The sequence below is a fragment of the Legionella qingyii genome (assembly GCF_003184185.1).
Genome location: NZ_QHJG01000049.1, coordinates 1673 through 24264 on the forward strand (window position 1 = coordinate 1673; position 22592 = coordinate 24264).

A 22592-nucleotide genomic window follows, 5' to 3' on the forward strand; every position below is an offset into this window, starting at 1 on the left:
CCCCCGTCCGAAGATCATGGAATAGATAGTAGGGGGAGGTAAATAGTACTTAATATCTATTAGAAACTTTAACACGAAGTGCAACGAAATTAGACGAATGATCAAATTTCGTGACGAGACGTAGGAGCCCGCGCCAGTTATATTATGACAACTAAAGAAGCAGATTAAAGAACTTGGTTAGTCCAACCCAATGGAGAACTTCTTTGACAAATAGAAGAAGCCTATACTCAACTTGTAATCAAAGAGGATTGCTAGGAACGTTTTGCAGGTTGGTAAATTTTTTTAGGAGTGAAAAAGGATAATCCCTTATTTTTAGGACGCCTTTGGGTTCAGAAACGTTCCTTTGGCTGAGAACGAAATTACCCACTCAAACCCGTAAAAGGGATTAAAAAGGAAAATTAGCTGAATCGAAAAGACGTTGTAGTCAACACCCACGTAGGACGGGCGGTTCTAAAAAACGACTTCTAACGGGGTTACGCTAGACGACATAAAGTATTTTCACTAATTTTGATATCAGTTAGACGAGAACAAAATCAAACAAATGGAGTAAAAGATATAACGAGTTGTTAAATAATCTATGTTTCAGCATATTCCCCGCACTGCGGTGTTTAACGAGATTCGCCTCATTAAGCCGGTAATAAAATCTTAAACCTAACTGCCGAACAAGATAAAGTTAAACAAACACTTAATGCCAATTGGTTACGTGAAACTTCGGACATCATTACTCTAGTGCCGACCTGGAATTGCGTCTATTTAGCCTCTCTAATATTACAACTCGGTCGAGCGACGAACCTTATAGGTGCAGAACGACATCCATTACTATACATACGTCGAGGACTGCGTTTTTACGAAGTTCTAGTGGGAGTAACACATATAGTTAGTTCTAAACATGGACAGCTAGTAGTAACGACTGAACTGACCGTTAGAGGCGGCTTTTAACGTCAAGTCATTCTTTACAACCGTAACGAAGTTATAGTTGCAGACCTATAACAACAAATTTTACTCGAACATAGGCACACGCTGAGCGTATCTACCGAAATTAGCGAGATAGCTCTAGTAGCCATAGTAGTCTCCGTTGTCTTTATTTACGTACGTAAACTAATTTCTTCCGTTCTCCTAAGTGAACGCTTCTTCGCCGAACTCACGGTTTTCGGTAACGCAGAAGTTTTAAGCGTTACAGAAACCGTAACATAAAACCACTTATTCGTAGCTATGGAGGTCAATCACATTATAGCTGTTTAAGCCGTTAGACAAACGTTATCCAATGATCGAGAAGCGCACTGGTATCCCAATCTACTAATTAGAGACACAGTTTCAGTTTTAGAAGGCGCTGATATTGGTTCAGGAGAACTAATTCTTATAAAAATTCAACACACATAACTCATACTAGTTAACAATAGACTTGTAGCGCTATTAACCCTCGTAGAGAATTGACAAAGTACCACAAACTATCCCTTAGACACGACGCTATACACAACGTATTTTTGGATTTCACAACGACTCGATGAAAAACTCAATGAAAACGAAACTCCTCTCTAAGTAAGTTCGCAAGTTCGCAACTCAATTACCGTAGCTCAAGAAGAAGTTGAGCAAATTATCCTCGCACTCAGTTTAGAAGGAGCTTAGCTCCCTAATTTCGCAGGTCCTCGAATTAATGCAGCAAAACATGAAGAACCAAAAATTTAACTCATAACGAACTGAAGTAGGCACGTAGTTAAAGTTCTTCGTAAAGAGAAAATCAACGTTTAAGGAGAGAATAACTTAAAAGAGAAAAAACAACCCCTTAAGAAAGAAGTTAAAGAAACTTTTAAAAGAAATAGAAAAGGAGACGACACAAGTTAAGTTTTTATGATAAATTGTCTACCGACATTAGAGGTTCGAACCCAAGCCACTGGCGGAGCTAAAAAAATACACGTAACTTATCGCCAACCTAATTGACTAAGTAGAGAACAAAGTCTAGCAGTTAGAGTCCTGGTAAAAACAAGAAATTAAGGTTTTAGTCAAAAAAAAGTTCCAGCCGGCGAAGAAAATCCTCACCGAGCATCACAAGTATTTTAAGATGAAAAAAACGAGATTTATTAAGTAGAACAAATAGCCTAAATAATTTTCGATGATTATGGAATAGCTAACGATAATAAAATAGTTAATAGCCTATATGAAATAGGTCGCAAAGAAAGTTACGAAATAAAACAGAAAGATTATTAAATAAACGAAGAGAATCTATTGAAAGAAGGTTACGAAATAAAACAGAAAGTTTTTTAACTAAGCGAAGAGAATCTATTGAAAGAAGGTTACGAAATAAAACAGAAAGTTTTTCAAGAACGACTAAGAAAAGAACGTTACCAGCTAGATAATTAAAAAAATTAGATAAAGCTACAAGGAGAACATCTCGCGCAAGGAAAAGATTAAAGTGGCGGTCCTCAAAAAGGTGAAGGACTCGTTTCAACAAGTAGAGAAGAACCTCAACCTCATTAACCTGTAGATGAAGAACAAAATTGTCAAGACGAAGAAATAAGAGGAGTGGCTTCTAAAGCAACTCAGAAGACCATTTACCTCTTTCTTTTAGATGGTGCTTTAAACGTCTTTTTAACGGATTACGTCACGCTATTTTTAAAAGATCGAAACGTTCCCGTAATAAAACGCTTTTCCCAACTTCTGATTCAAAGAGGGTAAAACATCGAAGATTCTAAGCTTCTTGTAAATTCACCGACCATTAACATCTTTAATTACTCCGTAAATTAAGACTCTCGCTTGACTAGAGTAGCAAATTAAGCGACAACTAATATCTTTAATTACCCCTAAAATTAAGACTCTCGGTTAACGAGAGTAGAAACAAAACCCGAAGAAGTTATAGGTGTTGAAATTAAAAAAAGAAAGATACTATAAAAAAAAGGTCAAGAAGATTAACTATGTAGCGTAAATTTTCTAAGTGTATTAGAACCGAGCAGCCAAGAACAACTTTGAGAAACAACTATTAACGACGCCGAAGAACGGTAAAAACAAAATTACTAGGATTTGAATCAAACGAGAATTAAGCAAAAAGTTAATTTTGGTAGAAAAGGGAACGGTCTCTGACGTAGTGTCGTATACATAGAGCGAATGACATAAGCTTCCTAAAATATAGACGTAGTTAGCGTTAACGAGAACGCTTAAATTCAAGATAAAAAAGATTCCGCAAAAGATTTTATCGAAAAACACACCCATTCGCAAGAAGAAGACCTTCACTTCGTTACCTTAATTACAGATTAAGATTAACGTTTTTTTAAGACGATTCAAGGTAGGTGTTTAGTAAGCGGAGTAGGTGGAGATTTAGACTAAAAACTAGTATGACGGAGGGGGAGCTTAGACTAAAAAATAGTCCGACATATAAACTACCATAACTTAACATTTGAAAAAACTTCTTTCTAAGAACCTGATAGGGTGAATTAACGTAAAGAGGTTTGAGTCCAACAAACTCAAACACTTTAACCCATAAAAAATTCCAAGCATAAAATAACTACTCTTCAGATTGAAGCAGTTGATATAGCTCACCGAGTAAAAACCTAAAACTGTACGAAAAGATTGAGGGGATAGTTGCTCAATAAATATTAGTATAATACATTTGGAATTCATAAATAATTCCCGATAAGCAAAATAATTCGTATATGTGGATAAATAAGGTTCGGTACCGAATCCTACTCGTTAAGTAAAGATAAACGAATTTCGTAGTTAAGTTTCTAAACATACTATTCTTTGGTGAGAGGGTGTGTTTTGACGTAAAAATCGTAACGTTATTGCGAAAGCCTACTTGGTCCAAATTTTTTAGCAGAGAAAACTAAAAATCGTCAACTAGTACCAAAGGACGCAATTTCTGCTCGGTAAGGAATACGCGTTCTGATAGACGTTCTATCTGCAGGTATAATATCTCAAGTGGTTTTTCCCCATAGCGCGGTTGAAGCGTCAGAAATTTAAACAGAACTTTAAGCTTGAGAAATCGTTCGAGACGCGCAAAACGAGCTCAGAGGAAAAAATTATCTAGATTTAAGTCAGCGCATAACCGCCCCTAACGCTGTTCACATTTAAATGGTAGGTCAAACTGTTGATGTCTAAATCGTTTTACCAAAGGGAATTATACACGACGAACACGTGTAACGCTACGCCATATCCGAGACCCTACTGACTAACAGAATATACCTTATAGTACTCAAAAGTATATAAAAGATTACCTACCCAAATTGTACTCCTCGAGGGTGTTTCCTACCTATACAAATTAATATCCTGTAAAACAGGCACTAGCAACGCTACGGTCGCACAAAATAGATGGTAGATAAAATTTAAACACTGTTCTACTAAAGACGAAACGTTTCGCCCAAGCGTTACAAGAATTTGGGTTCCTTGGTGTTCTCACTTTCCACATACGATTTTTGTTCCTTATCAGCTACGCGTTATGGCTAGTTGTTTTAGTTTCAGGAAAACTATTTGAACGATTACTTTACGACAATCGCTAAGAATTATGAGTCTTATTTCTCTTTGTAATATAAGAATTGGGTTTTCTATAAAACAGAAAACGAAATTCAACGGTTGCAAAATTACCTTATTCGGACCTACGGTTAACGAAAAAAAGAGGAGTATTTATATTGCTAGACGCTGTTTTTAGGAGACTAATAGTGCTTATATTCCTTTCTTCCGAATGAGTTAACTTCTTACGTGTTGCTCACACCGTACTTGTTTTGCCTCGCAAAATAAACTTATTCTGATTATCTTTATCTTACCGATGGCCAAATCCAAATGAAGATCGTAGATAAAAGCGCAAGTGCAAACTATACTCGATACCTCGAATAAACAATTGGTGCAATCAAAATAGACATGACCGCGACCACTAATTGCTGGAGGAAAAACTCGTGTATCTCATAAGCAATTTAAGTAGACTACACTCGCGATAAGGAGAGGTTAAAAAACTTCTCCTTTAGCATCCATTCAGCTTGAATTAAATCGGACATTACGCGAACCTAAATACTACTTATGCGGAAAATAACTTAACTCATTGTAATCCGACGAATAATTTTCATATTCGTCGAAATACTTCATACAATTAACCCAAAACTTTTACGCAAACGACGATAAAGTTATAGACTGAGTGAAAGAAGTTATCGTAAGAGTAAAAAAGGACAATTTCTCCGATGAGATACATTTTCGGGAAGTCCATTACATGACTTGTTACTGCTAAATCATGCTTTACGAACTCGTTCTTGGGCTCTTAAAAAAGAATAAAGACTCTAAGATAGGTTAAGTAAGAAATTGCACTTCATCCATACGGACATAACCGCTATTGTGTGACCGACTGCGATAAGACCTAGCAGTCCACGTATTGCGGGTAGCTAATTTAAACTTTCCTCTCAGTTACTCTTTTTATGCCCCATTTAACTGACTTTCACTTGTAGTTGCCAATCAAATTGTTAATAAATCCCCCCCCGTAAAAACGTGCGACTAAATGTGTTTAACTACCTTTAAAAGTTCCGTGAACGTGTGCTAGGGCTAGAACTTACCCTCAAGTAACTGCCCTCGTAACAAGCACGGGTTGTGTCATGGCCACGTACATGATTTCAACGAATTGTTCCACAGGTTAAAAGGGCCCGTTCTAGTCGATAGTGCAGTCGTCAAGGGCTTCTTTTTAGTCAAAAAATATTTAATTGATATGATAGATTTATTTATAATAACACCTCCGTGTATTACGGTTTTCTTTATAGATATCCTTGAAATAGATATCCTTGAAATATATCAATATAAAAACTGCCTTATTTCACCATATTGTCACTAGTCCTACTATCACGTTTTAGCCTCTTCTTTTTCAATTGTGTTCGGGTTAAACTTTTTCAAGATTTAAGTTTTAGACTCGTAAAATCTATAAGTAATTCTTACAACGTCCGATTTCTAGACCTTCTCCACAACATACCCTTAAGTTGGCTAGGAAATTAATTTGGTTGACTGAAAGACCTAAGAAACAATAAAGGATTTCTGCTTTTTTAACCTCTCTATAAACTAAGAAATTTAGTTTTTATATTTATAAAGTGATTTTTAGTTCTTCTAAACCGTTTTTTTGTGAAGTAATAAAACAAATTTCCATGCTTTAATTAACCACTGATGAAACTTTTGTTATTGCTGCTTCTTTTAAGCAACCGCCGTCTTTTACGAATATTTTATGACCAGACCAAACCTAACTTTTTTCCCGCTCCTAGAGGAAAAAGTTACAAACTTTTTGTAAATTTTGATAAAGGTCTAAACCAATTCGGTCATGTACTATCAAATCATAGTGGGTAAGGACAGTTATTATTTAGGTTAGAACTAAACTCACCTACCCATTGTAAATATTTTTTTATAGGACATGTTCCATATGTGATAAAAGTTGTCCGTCGTTTGTAGCTCCTTTACTTACTATTAGCGCGCGGACGGTGCTAACGTCTTCGTGTTTATGATCGACGATTTTATCATATGGGTTTACGGAGGTTTGTAGGACTTTACCGTCGAAATAAAATACGATTATTTGACCTATTATTAAACAAATTAGTTACAAACCTTAATCTTTTTTCTTCTTTCTCATGTCTATTAGAGGGCCTATAAGTGTATTTACCATTATGATATTTAAAAGGACTTATGGTAAACCAATTTAATGGTTATCTACTGGAATCCCGTATAAAAAATCCCGATGAATGTCGGACAACGGTTAGGTAACCACCCGTAAGACTTGCTACACAATAACTACCCTAATGTGACGGTTTGTTACCCAAAATACATTACAATTTTCCTTCATTCGTTAGTTTAGGCGAATATCTGTTGTTTTAATTAATAAGTCTAAAAGTTTAACAACCGGTTCCGATACGGACCTAATCGTCATTATTATTAGACCATAAACTAAGAACCCTTTTAAATTCTCGTAGTCTGTTACTTTAACGTCACGTTGATAATCTCAGGAAATCATTTCTCAATTGAGTTTCTCTACTTTTATAACATTCCCAATGGTAACCATGTCCCCCATTTTGAGGACTATTTAAACCATTATTTCATGACCTTTTTCGACTTTTTTACTTCCTTCCAATAGTTATAAGCCTAAGAAACTTAGTTATAGAACAGATAAATCTGTTATTGTTTAATTTTTGAACCGTTTTTCGGAACGAACTACTAACCCTATCAAACCATCTTTTTGGGAACGGAAACTGATGTGTTCTTAAACGCTTAATAAATCCGGAGCTATTATATATAAGCTTTCTCTGAAAACTAAGTTAGCGTTGGATAAATTAGCTATTCTTTTTAAAGAGCGAAACCTAATTAACCCTTTTCGGACTTTTCGTTGGAAATGGGCTTCTAAAAACCATATAAAATTTGGCGTATCTTTTAGATTTATGGCTCTATCAGTGAGTTGACAATGTGAAGCCTCTTTTTCTAAATAGCCTAAACAGGCTCCGTTATCAATTAAACTGAAGAGACTTAGTCATATTGAGGTTTTTCCTCATACTTGACTATTTATGTGGCTTAATACGAAGGTTTCATTTAGTCCAAAAGTCCAAAAGTTTGTTTAATTTAACGGGTCTTTAAAAACTAAATAAACTCGGTACCAAATGTCTTTGCTCGGTGTGTAAAAAATTACGGCTATATTTAATACCAGTGAATGAGTTATTTGATGTTTCTAAAGTTTATTTACGAGAGAGGTTCTGGCAATAAGTTCTCGAGTAGAGAAACCCATCTTTTCCTTTATGCGAGGACCTAAACGATCTTTTTATAGCAAGACATGATTTATATCTTGTCGTAAATAAAACATAGTCAAACCACTCCTTACTTCCCTAACTGCAACGTCTCCGAATGTAAAAAGAAATAAGCTTTTTAAAACGTTGTCTCCTTTTATATCCCCAGTAGAATCGAGTAGGTCTTTTACGTGAGTGGGAACGAGTCCCAGAAATACCTAATAGGTGATTGTTTTATAATTGCGGTCCTTTATAATCATTAAATTAACGAATAGGAAATAATCCCCTTTCGGAATATATAACATTATCGTAGTTAGTTTTTAAAAAACTAACGGATTAGGGTGTACTTTTATGATGTCTTTTAATAAAGTATCGTAATTGTTAGGACCGTTTTAGCTCTCGAAATTGTGACCTATTACATCGCAGTGAGGTTTTTTTAGGAAATAAACGTCTACTCTAACAAGCGTATGGACTTCTGAGTTCTTTAAATGGCTTTTGTCAAACCGTTAATTACGTATTCGTAGACCCTCTAGCTCTTATAGAGTTATTAGAATAAAATAATTGATTTCTACACTTACTTATATGTTTAGTTAAGTTATTACGTGATCTCCCACTGATACTACATATACTTAAACTCGGTCATACATTTCGTTACCTACAAGACTTATGAAATTCATTTATAAATAGTCCGCTCAACGTTCTAAACAGACTTCTCAATTAACAGTTAAGTCTGAACGGTCGTCTTTACTTAGAAGGACTTTTTATATTTTTTTAGTACCTGTCGAAATGTTTTAAATATTTTTGGGTATTACTACATTATTACTCGAATCCCGTTCTTTCGGAACCAAGCTGCTACAGTGGCATTTCCTTCGCGATGTCGTTGGAGTAGAAGACCAAGTAAAATAGAAGACATTATCATAACGGTCCTAAATAAGTCTCCTCTTCCCGCTACTCACGCATTCGCGAGTTATTTGGGATGGGATATTTAACTCCCTAAAGCCGTGCTTTATTGAAGGCACGGCCGAATTCTAAAGATTACCATGAGTCCTCACAAAAAACGAAGAACAAAACGAACGACCACCAATTATTATACTGATTAATTACTTAATGGTAAGTATTAAAGAAAACATTAAAGGAGGAAACAGTAACGGACGGTACATTATGATAAAGGTAATACTCATTATCGGAACCTCGTTGTTTGGAACGGAAGAGAATCAAGATATGATTTTTTAGATAGGGACTGTATTCGTGTCGGACATGAACGTGGTTATGGTTCCACTGTCGGTATATGAGCTAGAAAATATATTGGTCCAAACGTAAGGTACATGACCGGAAATAAACATTATGGTACAAGAAGATTGAGGAGAAAATATTTCAGAAATTAATTGAGATTAAATAGTTCACCCTCAAAATAGCTTTTATTTGAGTTTCTTCAGCTTGAATGAACACAACCAACATGTCCTCTCGTTCGTAAAACCTCGTTCGATTTAAATAAGTTCTGGGGATCGTAGTGAACCGTTCATAGTATTTCTGGATTTGGTTCATTAAGTCTACATCATAATTAGTTCTCCAGTTTTCCATCAAGTTATAAACACCGTTTAGGAACATTATAGGTGCAGGTCCGAGGTCGTGGTCGTAAGTAGTTACGTAATCGAACTCATCGTAATTCTAATATTAGAGAGTATACTGTGTTATCTAATTCCTAAAAACCTCGACGCGAAAAAACTCGTGTAGGTTACTCCAGTAGTTCTAACTTATCCCGCGGACGAACGTCATTTTCATTATGCTACAGAAACAAGAAACTAACATGTCGTACAAGGTTTCGTCAAAATGGTGTAAGTCGACTTCCTTTTAATAGACAAACCACCTCTGAACGAGGCAAGACTTACTCTTCGAATTGATAGAGTTGAAAAGGAAGTTTCTGACGAAGTTCTTCATGTCATCTTGGTGGTGCTAGAGAAGGTAATTGCAACTCACCCAAACATAATTAGTTAAGATTATAACGTAGTCATAGCGGTAAGACCTACAGGACCGTTTAGAACACGGTGAGTTAAACAGGTTCTAGTCTTATAGGTAGCTGTTGGACTTGTCCAAGTCGACGACGCCCCATCTCCGATTGACGACACCGTAAGTCGGCGAAAAAATTAAGGAGTGCGTATTTGCGGCCTAGAAAGCTACTCGGGCTACGTTAGACGAAAAGTAGAACGTTAAGCCGCTAAAGTTTTTGAAAACGATCGTATTATTTTAATAGGAATCATTTTTTAATATTTATATGCGTTAGATAAATACGTCAGAAAATAATTTGATAAAAAGGACCTACTGACTTATAAAGCCTTATCGACGTTCTAACTTAAAATTTGGTTTTCTTGTTTTAAGCAGGTTAACTAACATACTTATATAGTATAATTTATAAAACTATAGATTCAAAGCGGATTATCAGCACTTGACGGTTTCTATCATCTGTTTTGGGCCCTACTATAACTTCGCCGATATCGTCGCTAACTCCGGTCACTAAACAGACAGCCGTAATTCCTTAAGTGTTACGTGTTCCGGTACGCGATATACGACTTTGTGACCGTACTTGACTGGGTTAAGAATGCCCAACGTCCACGAGGGGAACTATTGTTATAGGAACTCGCACGGGACTTAGGGCTAGGCCCCGGCCGTGTGGACCAATAAAATGTTTTGTCTTATGCGACGGTACTATCCCCCGTAGTCTGGTCATACTTCATGTGGACACGAGACCGCGTGTAGTTGGCCGAGTTGCCGGTCATTATAAGCCACCACTCTCCATTGAACGTTGTACCCCAACAGGACGTTTAACACAGTCTTAAAGTCTGTCCGTGAGGTGACCGTCTAACGGGTGGGAATTGTTTCGGGGTGGGCCCGCGACCATCTTCGCCGTGTTTCCATTTCACCAATAGCGTAAGTTGTAAGCGCCGTTAAACACGCGACCAATAGAAGGCACAAACCCGATAGTACAACTGTCCTATAGCGGGGTACTCGAAAAAGTGAAGTCGGCTATTCGCCAATATTAATAACTTAAGAACAAAATAATAGCAAAAATTACCCTACTCAGAATACATCAAATCTCCGTCACAAGAAATTATTAGAAGTACTCGGTATCATCCCCAAACATTAACAATTTTGCAAACACTATCTTGTACAATTGGCATTTCGAGAAAAAAACTTTACCGTCGCCAAAATAGAGTTTTAGGACGAAAAGTAAATCTTGTTAGCGATTTACGGCGCCATGCTAACGATCTATTAGACACAGCGCTTAATGGAGTTCACGCGATTAATTTAACCTATGCCAATGAAATTATAAGGAAAATTCTGGTCCTAGGCGGGTAACAAGGACATTACGAAAAAGTTATTTAACATAAAGGTGTACTAGACGAAAGTATTCATCCAAAACTCAGTTGACAAATAACCGTTCACCTACACGGAATGCGTAGCGTGTTCGGTAAAGGAGAAGTTCATTTTTGAGAAACAACTATTGTCAAGGTATTCCTTCTTTTAGCCGTGATTAACGATTTAGTTGACACCAACGATTGTTAAGTAGTTCTAAATTCAAGAGGCTATGGGTTTATCAAAAATTTTATTTTAATCCTCGTACAACACGATCTATTCGTCTATTAAATCTATTTTAATCTTCGAGAGGTACTGAAGGATGTTGATCTAATTTAGACTGACAAAGCCACGTTCCCAGTTTAAGTAGAAAAAGTTTTTAAAGTAATCGCAATCGATTTTTTCAAAATTAAAATCCCGAGTGCCGATTCCGGGATCCACATCCAAATTCCGGTACTCGAAGTGCTTATTTATTACCTAGCAGCTTTTATATGGAATTAACGAAGTTTTAAAATGAGTACCGACGGACTGATTCCACACTAAATAGTCGTCGAAAACTTTGTCTTGTGAGACAATTATTGCATAGTTTTATATGGTTATTTAAATTTAAATGAAATAAATACAGGTACATAATAGTTAGGTAAGCTATGCTACGTCCAACATTGATTTCATATCAATTAAAATTGGCATAGAACTTATTGAGCTAATCGAAATCGCGTACTTGGGTTACTTAGTAAACATTATTTAGACATTTTTTCAACTTGAAGTTTATTTAACACTAATTAAAAGTCTGATTTTAGTGAGTTTTATCGACCTCATAATAAGTACTCACGTTTAGTTCTTCTCCAATTTTTTCTTCAACTTGCTAATGACTCAAATTTCTTTTTTGTCCTTCTCGAGCCACAAGATTTAGTTTTTCTGTACGTTCTCTTTTACTTTGAACTCTTGTTCGTATTTCTTAAAAACGTTTACTCGTCGGTCGTTTACCTTGTGCTCAATTGCTTTTTTCCAAGGTACTTTTTTCAACCACAACTCCCCCTGCTAAATTTCGATTAATAACTTCTGATATTTTCTTTTATACCCCTCGTTTCGACCATATTTCTTGGACTTCTTTTTCTACCCTTTCAGTGAAATTGAAAAGGCAGAGTCCTTCTTCATCCATAAAAGAAACTTCGAGTCCGATCTCTTTTAGCGAGAAAATAATAACAACTACTATTTTGTTTATTTCACTAACGGATGAGGTTACCACTACCATTGAATATGTTACCGTTACCTTCACAAATACTCCCACCTCTTAAAGTTAGTAGCTTAGTTTCATAATCGCTGAAATGTTACGGACTCTCTGTCCTTAGTTCCTACACAAAGATTTTGTGGTTTTAATCTTTCGGTTCATCGTACCGTTCGCAACATAATAACTAGTCCGATAGGAAGCTCCATTATTTTACATAAAACGACTGACGTATCCCTTACGACCGCCGTATAAAAAAATAGAGCCTTCCCCGTATCCCAAATTATCCTTACTCATGTAGTTAGAATGGTGATAGTTCATTGTTTAAGTAACAAGTTACACTCGAGAACCATCTATGTACAATAGGGTTACGCAAACGTCTACAATAAGTACTCTAGATATTTTTTAGGTTTCATTATTCCTGTAACCCATTAACGTTAGATTTTGACCAGCACTCCAGTCAGTCAAAAAGGTGCTTCTACTAGGTTATTAACACGAAATACTTTTTTATAGCTGGACAGCTCTTTTTTTTCTATCTTACTATCACTAAAAAATTCAGCCAACGGGCCAATCAAAATCCCGGTTCTTACTTGTATCAGTACGTTAATTGAGTTCTTTCTTTTGTCGAGACCTAATAAAATGACTAGCAGAATTAGTCAAAATAACCAAGTAGATAACGAATAGGGTAAGACGGCGGAGATAAAAATGTGAGAAGGCTGGTCAACTAATAGAGAGGACTTACCTCACTTTTGTCGTCCGCATAAAACGAGCCTGATTGGGAACGTTAAAAGGGAGATCCTGTTAAGTAACCAAGGGGGTATAACCCCGCTTCAAGACTAAACATGCCGGCATTTTTTTATGACTATTAATCGAACGAGCCTTCGTGCGACCCAATAGAGAATTGCCAGTATAGTAAAACCTGTTTGACGAAAACCGAGAATAATAAGTCGGCGAAAAATTGTCCTAAATACCTTCCCTGAAAACGACACCGTTCTCGTAAGCGTAGTCTTGATTGATGGTAATTGTTTAAACACTCAAAACCGTCCTAATTGTCATACCGCCCATAACCGATATAATAACCCGGTTAGTAACCACCCAATAATAGTTTAAGTGTCCGACAGGGGACCAAAAGCACCAGTAAGGGAAAATGACAACGTCGTCATCGGAGTTAATGTTGTGACCCCGAACGGACCACCTTTAACGGCCTCGTATTTTAAGACGCGGTTGGACTTTTTCTTTCGTATAACTCATTTGAGTTGTAATAGGCCGTTAAGTTTAGTAATAAAGTTTTAGTGGGTGTGAATTAGGTAAACGACTAATAGTCGTGTGATAAATGGAAACGCCACCTATATAAAATGCTTAAACCGGGTCAAATAGAGCGACCCTTTACCAGATACAGAGGTCCTTACTAGCGTCCAATATTACGACATAATAGTCGGCGTGAACGAAATCCTCGGAGAACCGAAGGCGTCGTAGAAAGTTTTGCGTACGGCTAGGTATTTTAATAATAAGACCGGTACCAGCGATGATGAAACTAAAAACGGCGGTACCAACGAAAAGTTATAGGGAGTTAGTACTAAAACGAGAAACCTGAATAACCCAAATCGTAATGTTCGCAGTGTTGTTGGTACTGTTATGTATAGAGGTTATCCAGAGTATGACGGTAAGTTCCCCTTCAGTACCCCCGTGTTAATTCAAATGCCTGTAACCCACTACGGTAATAAACGAAATAACCGCCAAACGACTAACAACATAGTTAATAAAACGGGTAATAAAATACGACATAGTGGCGTAACTAACGCTCGTAAAACACAAACCAGATAAATTTTGGATGTCAAGTATGTATTAATCTCTAATTCCCAAGTACGAACGTAGATAAACTAATTTAGCTACTTAAGCTGTGCTAAAGCAGGATCGCAAAAACGTGCTATGTAACGTAGCAGTCGCTCCAAATTATCAAACCAACCCAATAGTAGGAACCCTTATGTTGGGCGATGGGGGTGCGATTAGCATTGTTTTGCCCTTTGTAGACTTAGCCCTACACCATCAAGGTTTAATGATTGTCGAACAGCGTCACTGAGACGTTTAAATTAACGTGGAAGGTAGACTCATAGACCGTTTTATGTCCATTTGAGAAGTGGAGGTATAGCACGTTCGTTCAGCCACGACGCCCAATGAGACAAAAAATTACGAACTCGTTGTTCAAAATCTCGTAGTAGTGGTCGGTCTACTGGTTCTGACAGCAATATTGCGAATTTCTTTAGCTATAGGTAGTATTATTAACGATAACCAAACCTTATTGCGTTACGTGCAAAGGTAAGGACAAATTCCTTCAGTAGCTTAGCTGCTGCTAAGCGATGAGGACAATTAGGTAGCTCTATTCTGTAAAGGACTTCGTTTTTAACGTCGAAGAAAAAAAGTGATTATAGGAGAGGATGTGGATGTTTTACAACCTAAAGAGGTTCCCATAATTTATGTCCACGTTATGAGGTACTAACGGTCTTGCGTGAAGGTAAAAAAGCCACCATCTCTTCAAGCGGTCAGGTTCTTTACGGTCTAACATAAAAAAAGGTATTTAGTCAATTATGCGAAGAACCCCAGTACAATAATACTTTTTATAGACAAAAAACTGGTATATTGAGAAGAAATCTTATCGGACAGTTAAACTACTAAACGCCTAACCGTATTTATTATCAAGAAACAAATAGTTGCTAGTCATGTCTATGACCCGAAACAAGCTATCGGCGAACGTAAAGTGCATTTGCTAAAGCGAGCACTTACCTAACTCACTATAGTACTTTACGCTAGTGTTAAGGAAACAATAAAAAATTGTATTAACCCCAACATTAATCTCTCTGTCCCTTCGTTCATGGTAGAAATGCGGTTTTTATTAGTAGTAGTGAACGTATTCCAAAAAGACAAACATAATGAAGGTTTAAAAATGTTATGAGGTACCCTATCCCTAGTACTCATATTATCGTTACTACTTTATCAAGTACCCGCAAAACTGGTTCGTAAAGCCGAAGTAGTATTGGATCGTACGACGTGCGACGCCGTAATTGTATAAGTTCGGATAAGAGAAATAACTACTGATTATTAGGAAGTGGTTCACGTCTACATTATAGTGCATTTATGACAAGCGAAACGAGGTGGACATAAAAACGAACAACATTTAGTGCCCGATAGAAACGTAAATAAACCTCACGAAGAAGATCGAGAACCCACGCAAAAGAATGAAATAGAAGTTCTTATTGACACAAAACTTTATGAGGTTTTAGACAAGCGCCTCGTAAGTATAGAACAAGACGAGATAGTTAGTTACGGAATTGATAAAATAACTCCGCAAGCTAAAGACGAACGTTAAGAAAGAATCACAATTCTCATAAGAAAAGTCCGTAGCACCAAAAGGAAATTAAGTGGATACCGATCCGGACATTAGCAAACTAAATATACTTACGGAAACTTAACAAGAGGTATTCACGATTTCGGTTGCTGCACTAATAAGACTTTATAGAAAAGATGTAGAAAAAAGTTGGGGACTGCGACATAGAGGTCTAACGCTTCCTACGTTAGCGTTCGGTCCTGGTTAACGCCAAACGGTTATCTACTAACTTAAAGGACTTTTCAAACGAGTTATAAAAAATAATCTAGTTAAGGTACTCGGCGGTATTTTTGGTCTGGTAATAGCTAACGTGTCATTTTGAAATTCGAAGGTAGACCTAATCGAAAAACTTATCTCGCGTGTATTAGTTGAGGCAACTACGCATAGTGGTCACCGCATCGCCTTTTAAAGTACCCTAGTTCAAGTAGTTGAACGCGAAAATGATATGCCCGTATAAGAAGATGACGGCCTATAGGCAAATAAAGTAACTGTTATGCGACGAGTCCTACACGAACCCAGTGCTGGTTGGAAAGTAAGGGTGTATGTTTTACGACACGAAATTTACCAAATTTTCCTATCTAACATAATTGGTTCTATTCCCGATGCCTTAGTCATACTTTTCGCGGAAGTCGTTTCTAGGTGCAAAAGAATTTTGCCTCCAGTAGCGGGCGTCTTGGTGGTTTTTCACATTACGGAGGATTCTGTAGGACATTTTATACTCAATAAACAAGGAGCGCGAGTCTATTAGGTAGGTGATTGTTTTTTCGCTTCGACAAAAATCTTAATCATCTTCCCCGAGCACGAAGTTCAACAACTTCATCTAATAATTGTTTGTGGTCAGGACTTAGTATTAATTATAAAAAATTTAGTAAATACATAGGTTGTCGCCAACATTTCGGTAGGTTCCGCTTCGATTGGGGACTTTCCCATACTAGCCATATTGGTAACCCGGGTTAAAGTGGACGACACCACGTAGGGTAATGAAAGTGTAAGCCTTTTTCCCTTAAATAAAGTAACCGATATCGTAGTTCCAGTATTACTGAACTTGTTTTTTTTTCTTGTTCGAGGTATAATCCAACTGTATGACGGCGTACTTTGAGAGACTGACGTCATACACCGAGAACGCTTCAACTGACAGGTTATGCTTACCTAACGACTCACGAGTAGATTGTATGGGGTATAAAATCTCTACGTTCGAACATTTTGCCTGAGATTTCGATAAGAATTAACAATTTTATAATCGCAATTGAGTTAATTATATTGATATCGTATCCAAAAAAATGTTACTTCAAATTACACGATATTGAGTCGATCTTGGACAACGAAGACTATTTCAAGCCACTGCCGTCGCTTCTCTTCGAGAAGCGAACGGAGATTAATGTACACGTTACTTAAAGAGCAAGCCCTACCGAAAGAAGCTATCGGCCCCCGAAATTATTTTTTGGTATTACTTCGTTCGACCTATATCCGGTAACATAAACGACTACGAGGTCATGCAATGGTAATGTACTTGAATTTTATTCAACGGGTAATACTAATTTTTATCTTTTTAAAAACAGTAGGCTATTTAACACATAGGATAGGTATCTATTCCTTCGGTAAGACCCCAACCACTATTCACGACTTATGTATCTTAGGTATGCTAAAAGACCACTAAGTAATACGTAACTAAGTTTTATAAAAACGCGCGTTTCACTATTACCCCGCCGTGATGGACGTTCACAAAAATGATTAGGAACGAGAGGTCTCCCATTTCAAGGAAAAAAGTAGTCTTTTAGTGGTAATAATAGACGGTTTATCTTTGATAAAACAAGGAACATTTATAGGTCTCAAGGATCAAATATACGAGGTAGAAACGTCGGTCATCCCGGATTCCGTAGTCAGTGTTCTTATTAAAACAAAAATTAACATAAAACATATTCTCTTTATTTACTTCGCCTATTTACATGAGGTAGGCGTTACTCGAGCTGCGGTCGCCCCGTTGCTAGTCCTAAAAGTTCATAGGTAACCTGTTACACCGAAACACGCAGTAAATTTCATTCAAGGGAACAAAGAGCCGATGTACTAAGGACCGTTGGTAAGGGCTCTACACATTTGGGTGTTCGTGGTCGACATTGTCGTGCGGGTTACTGGAGAAATAGTTGACCTAACGTTACAGGATACTTATGAAAATGTTTTTATGGAAGAACAAGTTCCAATAAACAAACAAATTATTTAAGAAGACGCGGACCATTTAGTCCCCGTTACCAATAAAAGGTAACAAAATGTAACCCACGATGCGATTACTATAGAGATTTAACAAGATATCTTTATGCCAGAACATCACAGAGAAGTCGTACCCGGGGGAATGTTAAAAAACGCTACTTCCCAGGGAGATCTACGTGGGGTTCTTAAACCCACACCGGACGCCATCCTAAAACGAGAACAAAAACTTATTTTAGTAATTAAAAACGGTTACTAAAAAAATTCCGCCCATAACCGTATCTATGATTTCATCGATTACGCATTCTTTCAGGTCAAAAAGGGTCACGAAATTGTTACGTGAGGTTAACAAGCAGTGGGTAAAGTAGCGGATTCAGTCGCTTTAGTTATGGTGGAACTGGCACTTGTACCCGTAGATTGTAAGGGCCGTAATTCTTTATCCTAGGAAATCTTAGTTATTAAAAAAGAAGAACTTCTCCCCTATTTAGTAGTAGTTGTAACTTATCATGAAAATGTGGTAGTAGCCATTAAACGTGTACAAAATTGAGGAAATAGGGACGTGGCAATATTTGTATTTATAAAAATTAATCGTAAATTTATGGGAGTATCCCTAATTGAGGCCAATTCCTAGATTATAAAAAATCTTGAATTGGGGGAGTCCTTTACGGGATCTCAAGGAAACGATTTAACCGATCTTAGCATTCAGCTATTTAGTTCACAAATGATAAGTAACCGTAGGACGCGTTAACATTAACATTGTTTTATATTCTTACTCTACTTACTTACCAAAACATACTAGTAAGAATTAGTTGGTAAGGAAAAATAGGATTGAAAAACAAATATAGCCTATATTGCGGAGCTTGAGAGCCTCTTTTATAAATACAAATCAGCGTAAAAACAATCCCTTTGTGGACTTCCATACCGTTCATCCCGACGAGCTCTTTAAGTTTTCTTTTAGTACCTTGTATTACTCTTTTTTTATGGATGTCAAAATCCTGAGCGTTGTCCCTCGTGAGGCCTTGGAAATATATTCCTTAATCAAGCAGACGTATTTCTTCTTTTAAACCTAAAAAGTAATCACTAATGTAAATTAAATCTACTCATAACCCCGAACCTTGGTTTGGTACTCGTTAGAATATTAATGATATACGTAGCAGTAAAAAAATTAGTACATTTATAATTTTTTCTTTTATAAGTATACGAACTACCTTGACACAGTGAACTCAATTAACTCCTCGTACGCTTTTTTATACTTCTTGTCTAATTTCTCCGACCACCGTATCTGTAAGTTGATAATCCAAACCCACACTTGCCCGTATAACCAAAATTACTTGGGCCGAGGAGTAACCTAAGATTTTGTGCTGATTAGTTCAATCTACTTTTCTGAGCACTGAGGTTAGTTGCTAAAAAGTTCAGTTTTCTACTTCAGGGCTGAGTACGTTATTGTTACCCTTAACCTTGTTAAGATGTTTTGTCATTTCGTACAATAAATAATCGCTGTCCAAGTCGTTTTCGTTTATAATAGAGACGACAAATACGCCGAAGAAGTGGCTTACTTCTATATGGACGTTGGCGAAATATACGAGTATTTATGCAATGCTATTATGAGCTATGTCTACGCCGTAGATTCAACGGCAGTAGCCAATTGGGTTATTTTAGTAATAAGAAGAGACTTGCATATATACGAGGATGTTGAGGTCACCTCGGGGTTAAGAATGGACAAAGACTCGTGAGTTTAAGTTAATTAGAATGAGTTATTTTATAACTATTTGTAACCGTGAACCGTAAGACGGCGGAATTTTAAAATTAAAAATTTCGCCGTTCTATAATAATGACAACCATTCTGAGACTCAAGGAATTAGATTTTCCCCCAAAAGTTGATGTCACCCTTGGCCACAACCACTTACTTTCTTTATATATTAGTCATTATACTCTTTTTATTAACATCTTTATATTTTATGTTAAAAACGTAATTTATAACTACGTCCTCGCCAAGGAAATATAGGGTACATAGGACTTTGTTAGCGATATTGATTTTTTTATTTTCGTCAAGAATTGTAAAATAAAAAGGAAAAAGTCTTATTTTCTCATATAGAAAGTAACGCACGTAAATTTAAAATTTTAAGTAGTATGAGAAAATTCAAGATAAACAAAATTAATATCTATAGAAACCGCTCCTAGTGTAGATATACTGAGTTTGTAAGTAAAGAATATGGACTAATGGGATACTTAATAAGGATTTTTATTCTCTAAGATTTTCTTGAACGCCCATTCAGGGTCAGAGTAAGATCCTATTTGGGGCTCATTTTCGACTGCTGCAACTATATATAATATTAATTTCATCATGTATACCTTAAATACATGAGCAAAGTATACATTTCCTATCCCTCTAAGTTGTACTGCTGAGTTCAACTATAAAACATGCATCTTCTACTACTGCAACTATAACTCTGATACGTTGCACTCAAATGGTTTTACTTATTCCGTCAACTATAACGACATCGTTTCTTACCCTTTGTCCGTGACCTATACAATATACCTGCAGTACCATTTTTATCTTAGTTCGGATTACACTATAACGAACTAGAATTGTACGGAGTTTACTTGCCGTAACTAAAAAACTTTTTCAATTCCTTTCCAAAACTAAAACCTCTATAATTCCAAAAGCACGAATGATCGTGTATGTGAAGACTTCTTTTCGAGTAGTGGTCCCTAAATGTACATAGACCGACATAATAGTTTGGGGACGTTATATGCCTACGCGATTTATAAAACACCACACGAAGACGTTCACTTCTTTACAGTTTTAATAAAAAATACGTCATTTACTGTCAGATAAATTCGTACTCAAGTTCATGGATTAGGAGTAATAGGAAAGGGATACTTCTAATATATTGTATGTACAATAACTACCGAAATACGACTGATTTTTAAGATAAAAACTCTTAATTATTTCAAAAAATAAAATTGTTTTGTTATTACCTCTTTAACAAGTAACTCAAATTAAGCCTTTTGAGGAAGGAGTACTAAAAAGTTTAATCAAACAAGTTAATCTCGCCACAAACGTAGACTTAATTCCCGTGAATACCAAAGAAATCACAGATAAGGTATAGCCAGACTTAGATTAGAAGGTAAAGGTACATCATCCGTTAATGCTTAAAATCTTTATAATTCATTGCGCAAGGTCATCAGTGATAGTTATCATATAGGTTCGCGAAATTCTCGGTAAAGTTTAGCACTATACGAACGCAAAAAGAATTAATTAACTAACGATGTGAGTACCATGTTCCGGAGAAGCTCAACTCTTATTTAAACGTCTTTCCAGCTAAGTTAGTTCTAAAAATTTGAAACAAACATTTTGAGATCTCATAGACAAAGCCAAGCACAATCAACGACTAATAAAAAGAAGTTAAGATCTACGCTATACAGAAAAACTTAACTACTGAAATAGTTAAGCATCCAGACATCAACTATAAGTTTTAATTAATAAAAATTTTTAAATTTAACTAAGTAATTAGTAAAAGGTTCTAATATTTTCACATAGAAAGATTTATCCTTTGTGTCGATGTCTAACATTGTTTTATTATAACTTATTAAGTCAATTTATTCCTGTATTTACTAAAATTACTCAAGAACCCCCAAGAATTTTCTTGATAAATTATTAACCTTAGTTCTGGCTTAAAGTTCATTTCGGCGTCGTGAACGTATAATATACGATAAAAGTGAACGAGGTTAAAATAATTAAACATAAAGATAAGACCCTTATCATAAACCACTTCTTCGAAGAGCGCCAGTTTAAAACAGAGTTTGTTCACTGAATTATCCGTCTCTTGGATGCAATGTTTAAGTTCTTTATTAAGTTTTACGGTCATTCGGTTCGTTAAGGGAACATTGTTTTTATTGTTCGAAATAATAAGAAAACAAATCACGGAGTCCTCACAAATGACTTTAAGTTCACCCTAACTTACTCTATACCCCTCAGTTTTAATTAGGCTTGTCCCCTACCAAATGCTGTAATTTTTCGGCAAAGAAAAGAATACATTAACAAGATCCTCAACGAAAAAATAATAATTATAGTAATTAAAATTCACGAAAAAATCGTGAATATCCATTAATAAATTTAATAAAACATCCATGTTCATAAAATTACCTAAACTATTAGTCAGTGAATGAGAGAAAAAAGGACTAGTGTAATAATAAACGATACTGTAAATTTCAAGATGGACTACACTATAATTTTACCGCGCTACACACCAACCCCCGTAATTAGTGAAGCCACAATAAATCAACGCCATTTTAAAAGTAACTTAATATAGACTAAGTTAAAGTATTTAAAAGACATAAACCTCGACGCCCGAGATATTAATAATAGAACTATACCTACAAAATAAGTAGGGTTTAAAAGAAGTAACCCCATCTTTAGTGTTTTTATGAAAAATATTTACTTCCGTTTGTCTAACAATAATGCGCTTTAAGGGAATTTCTTTTGGTTCATTTAATTAGGGAGAGTATTTTACTCTTACTCAGACGGGCTCTATTGCGTACTTGATCCTAGATAACTCAAGAATTAGATATGAAAAACATAGTTTATAACAATTTCTCGCTAATACCTTTCATTCAAACTCGTGGGAGTTCTAAATTAATCTTTTTAGGCCGAGATGGGGTTTTTTCCCCCGTAAAATTAGTTCAATCAGATCTGATTGGGTAACTAAAC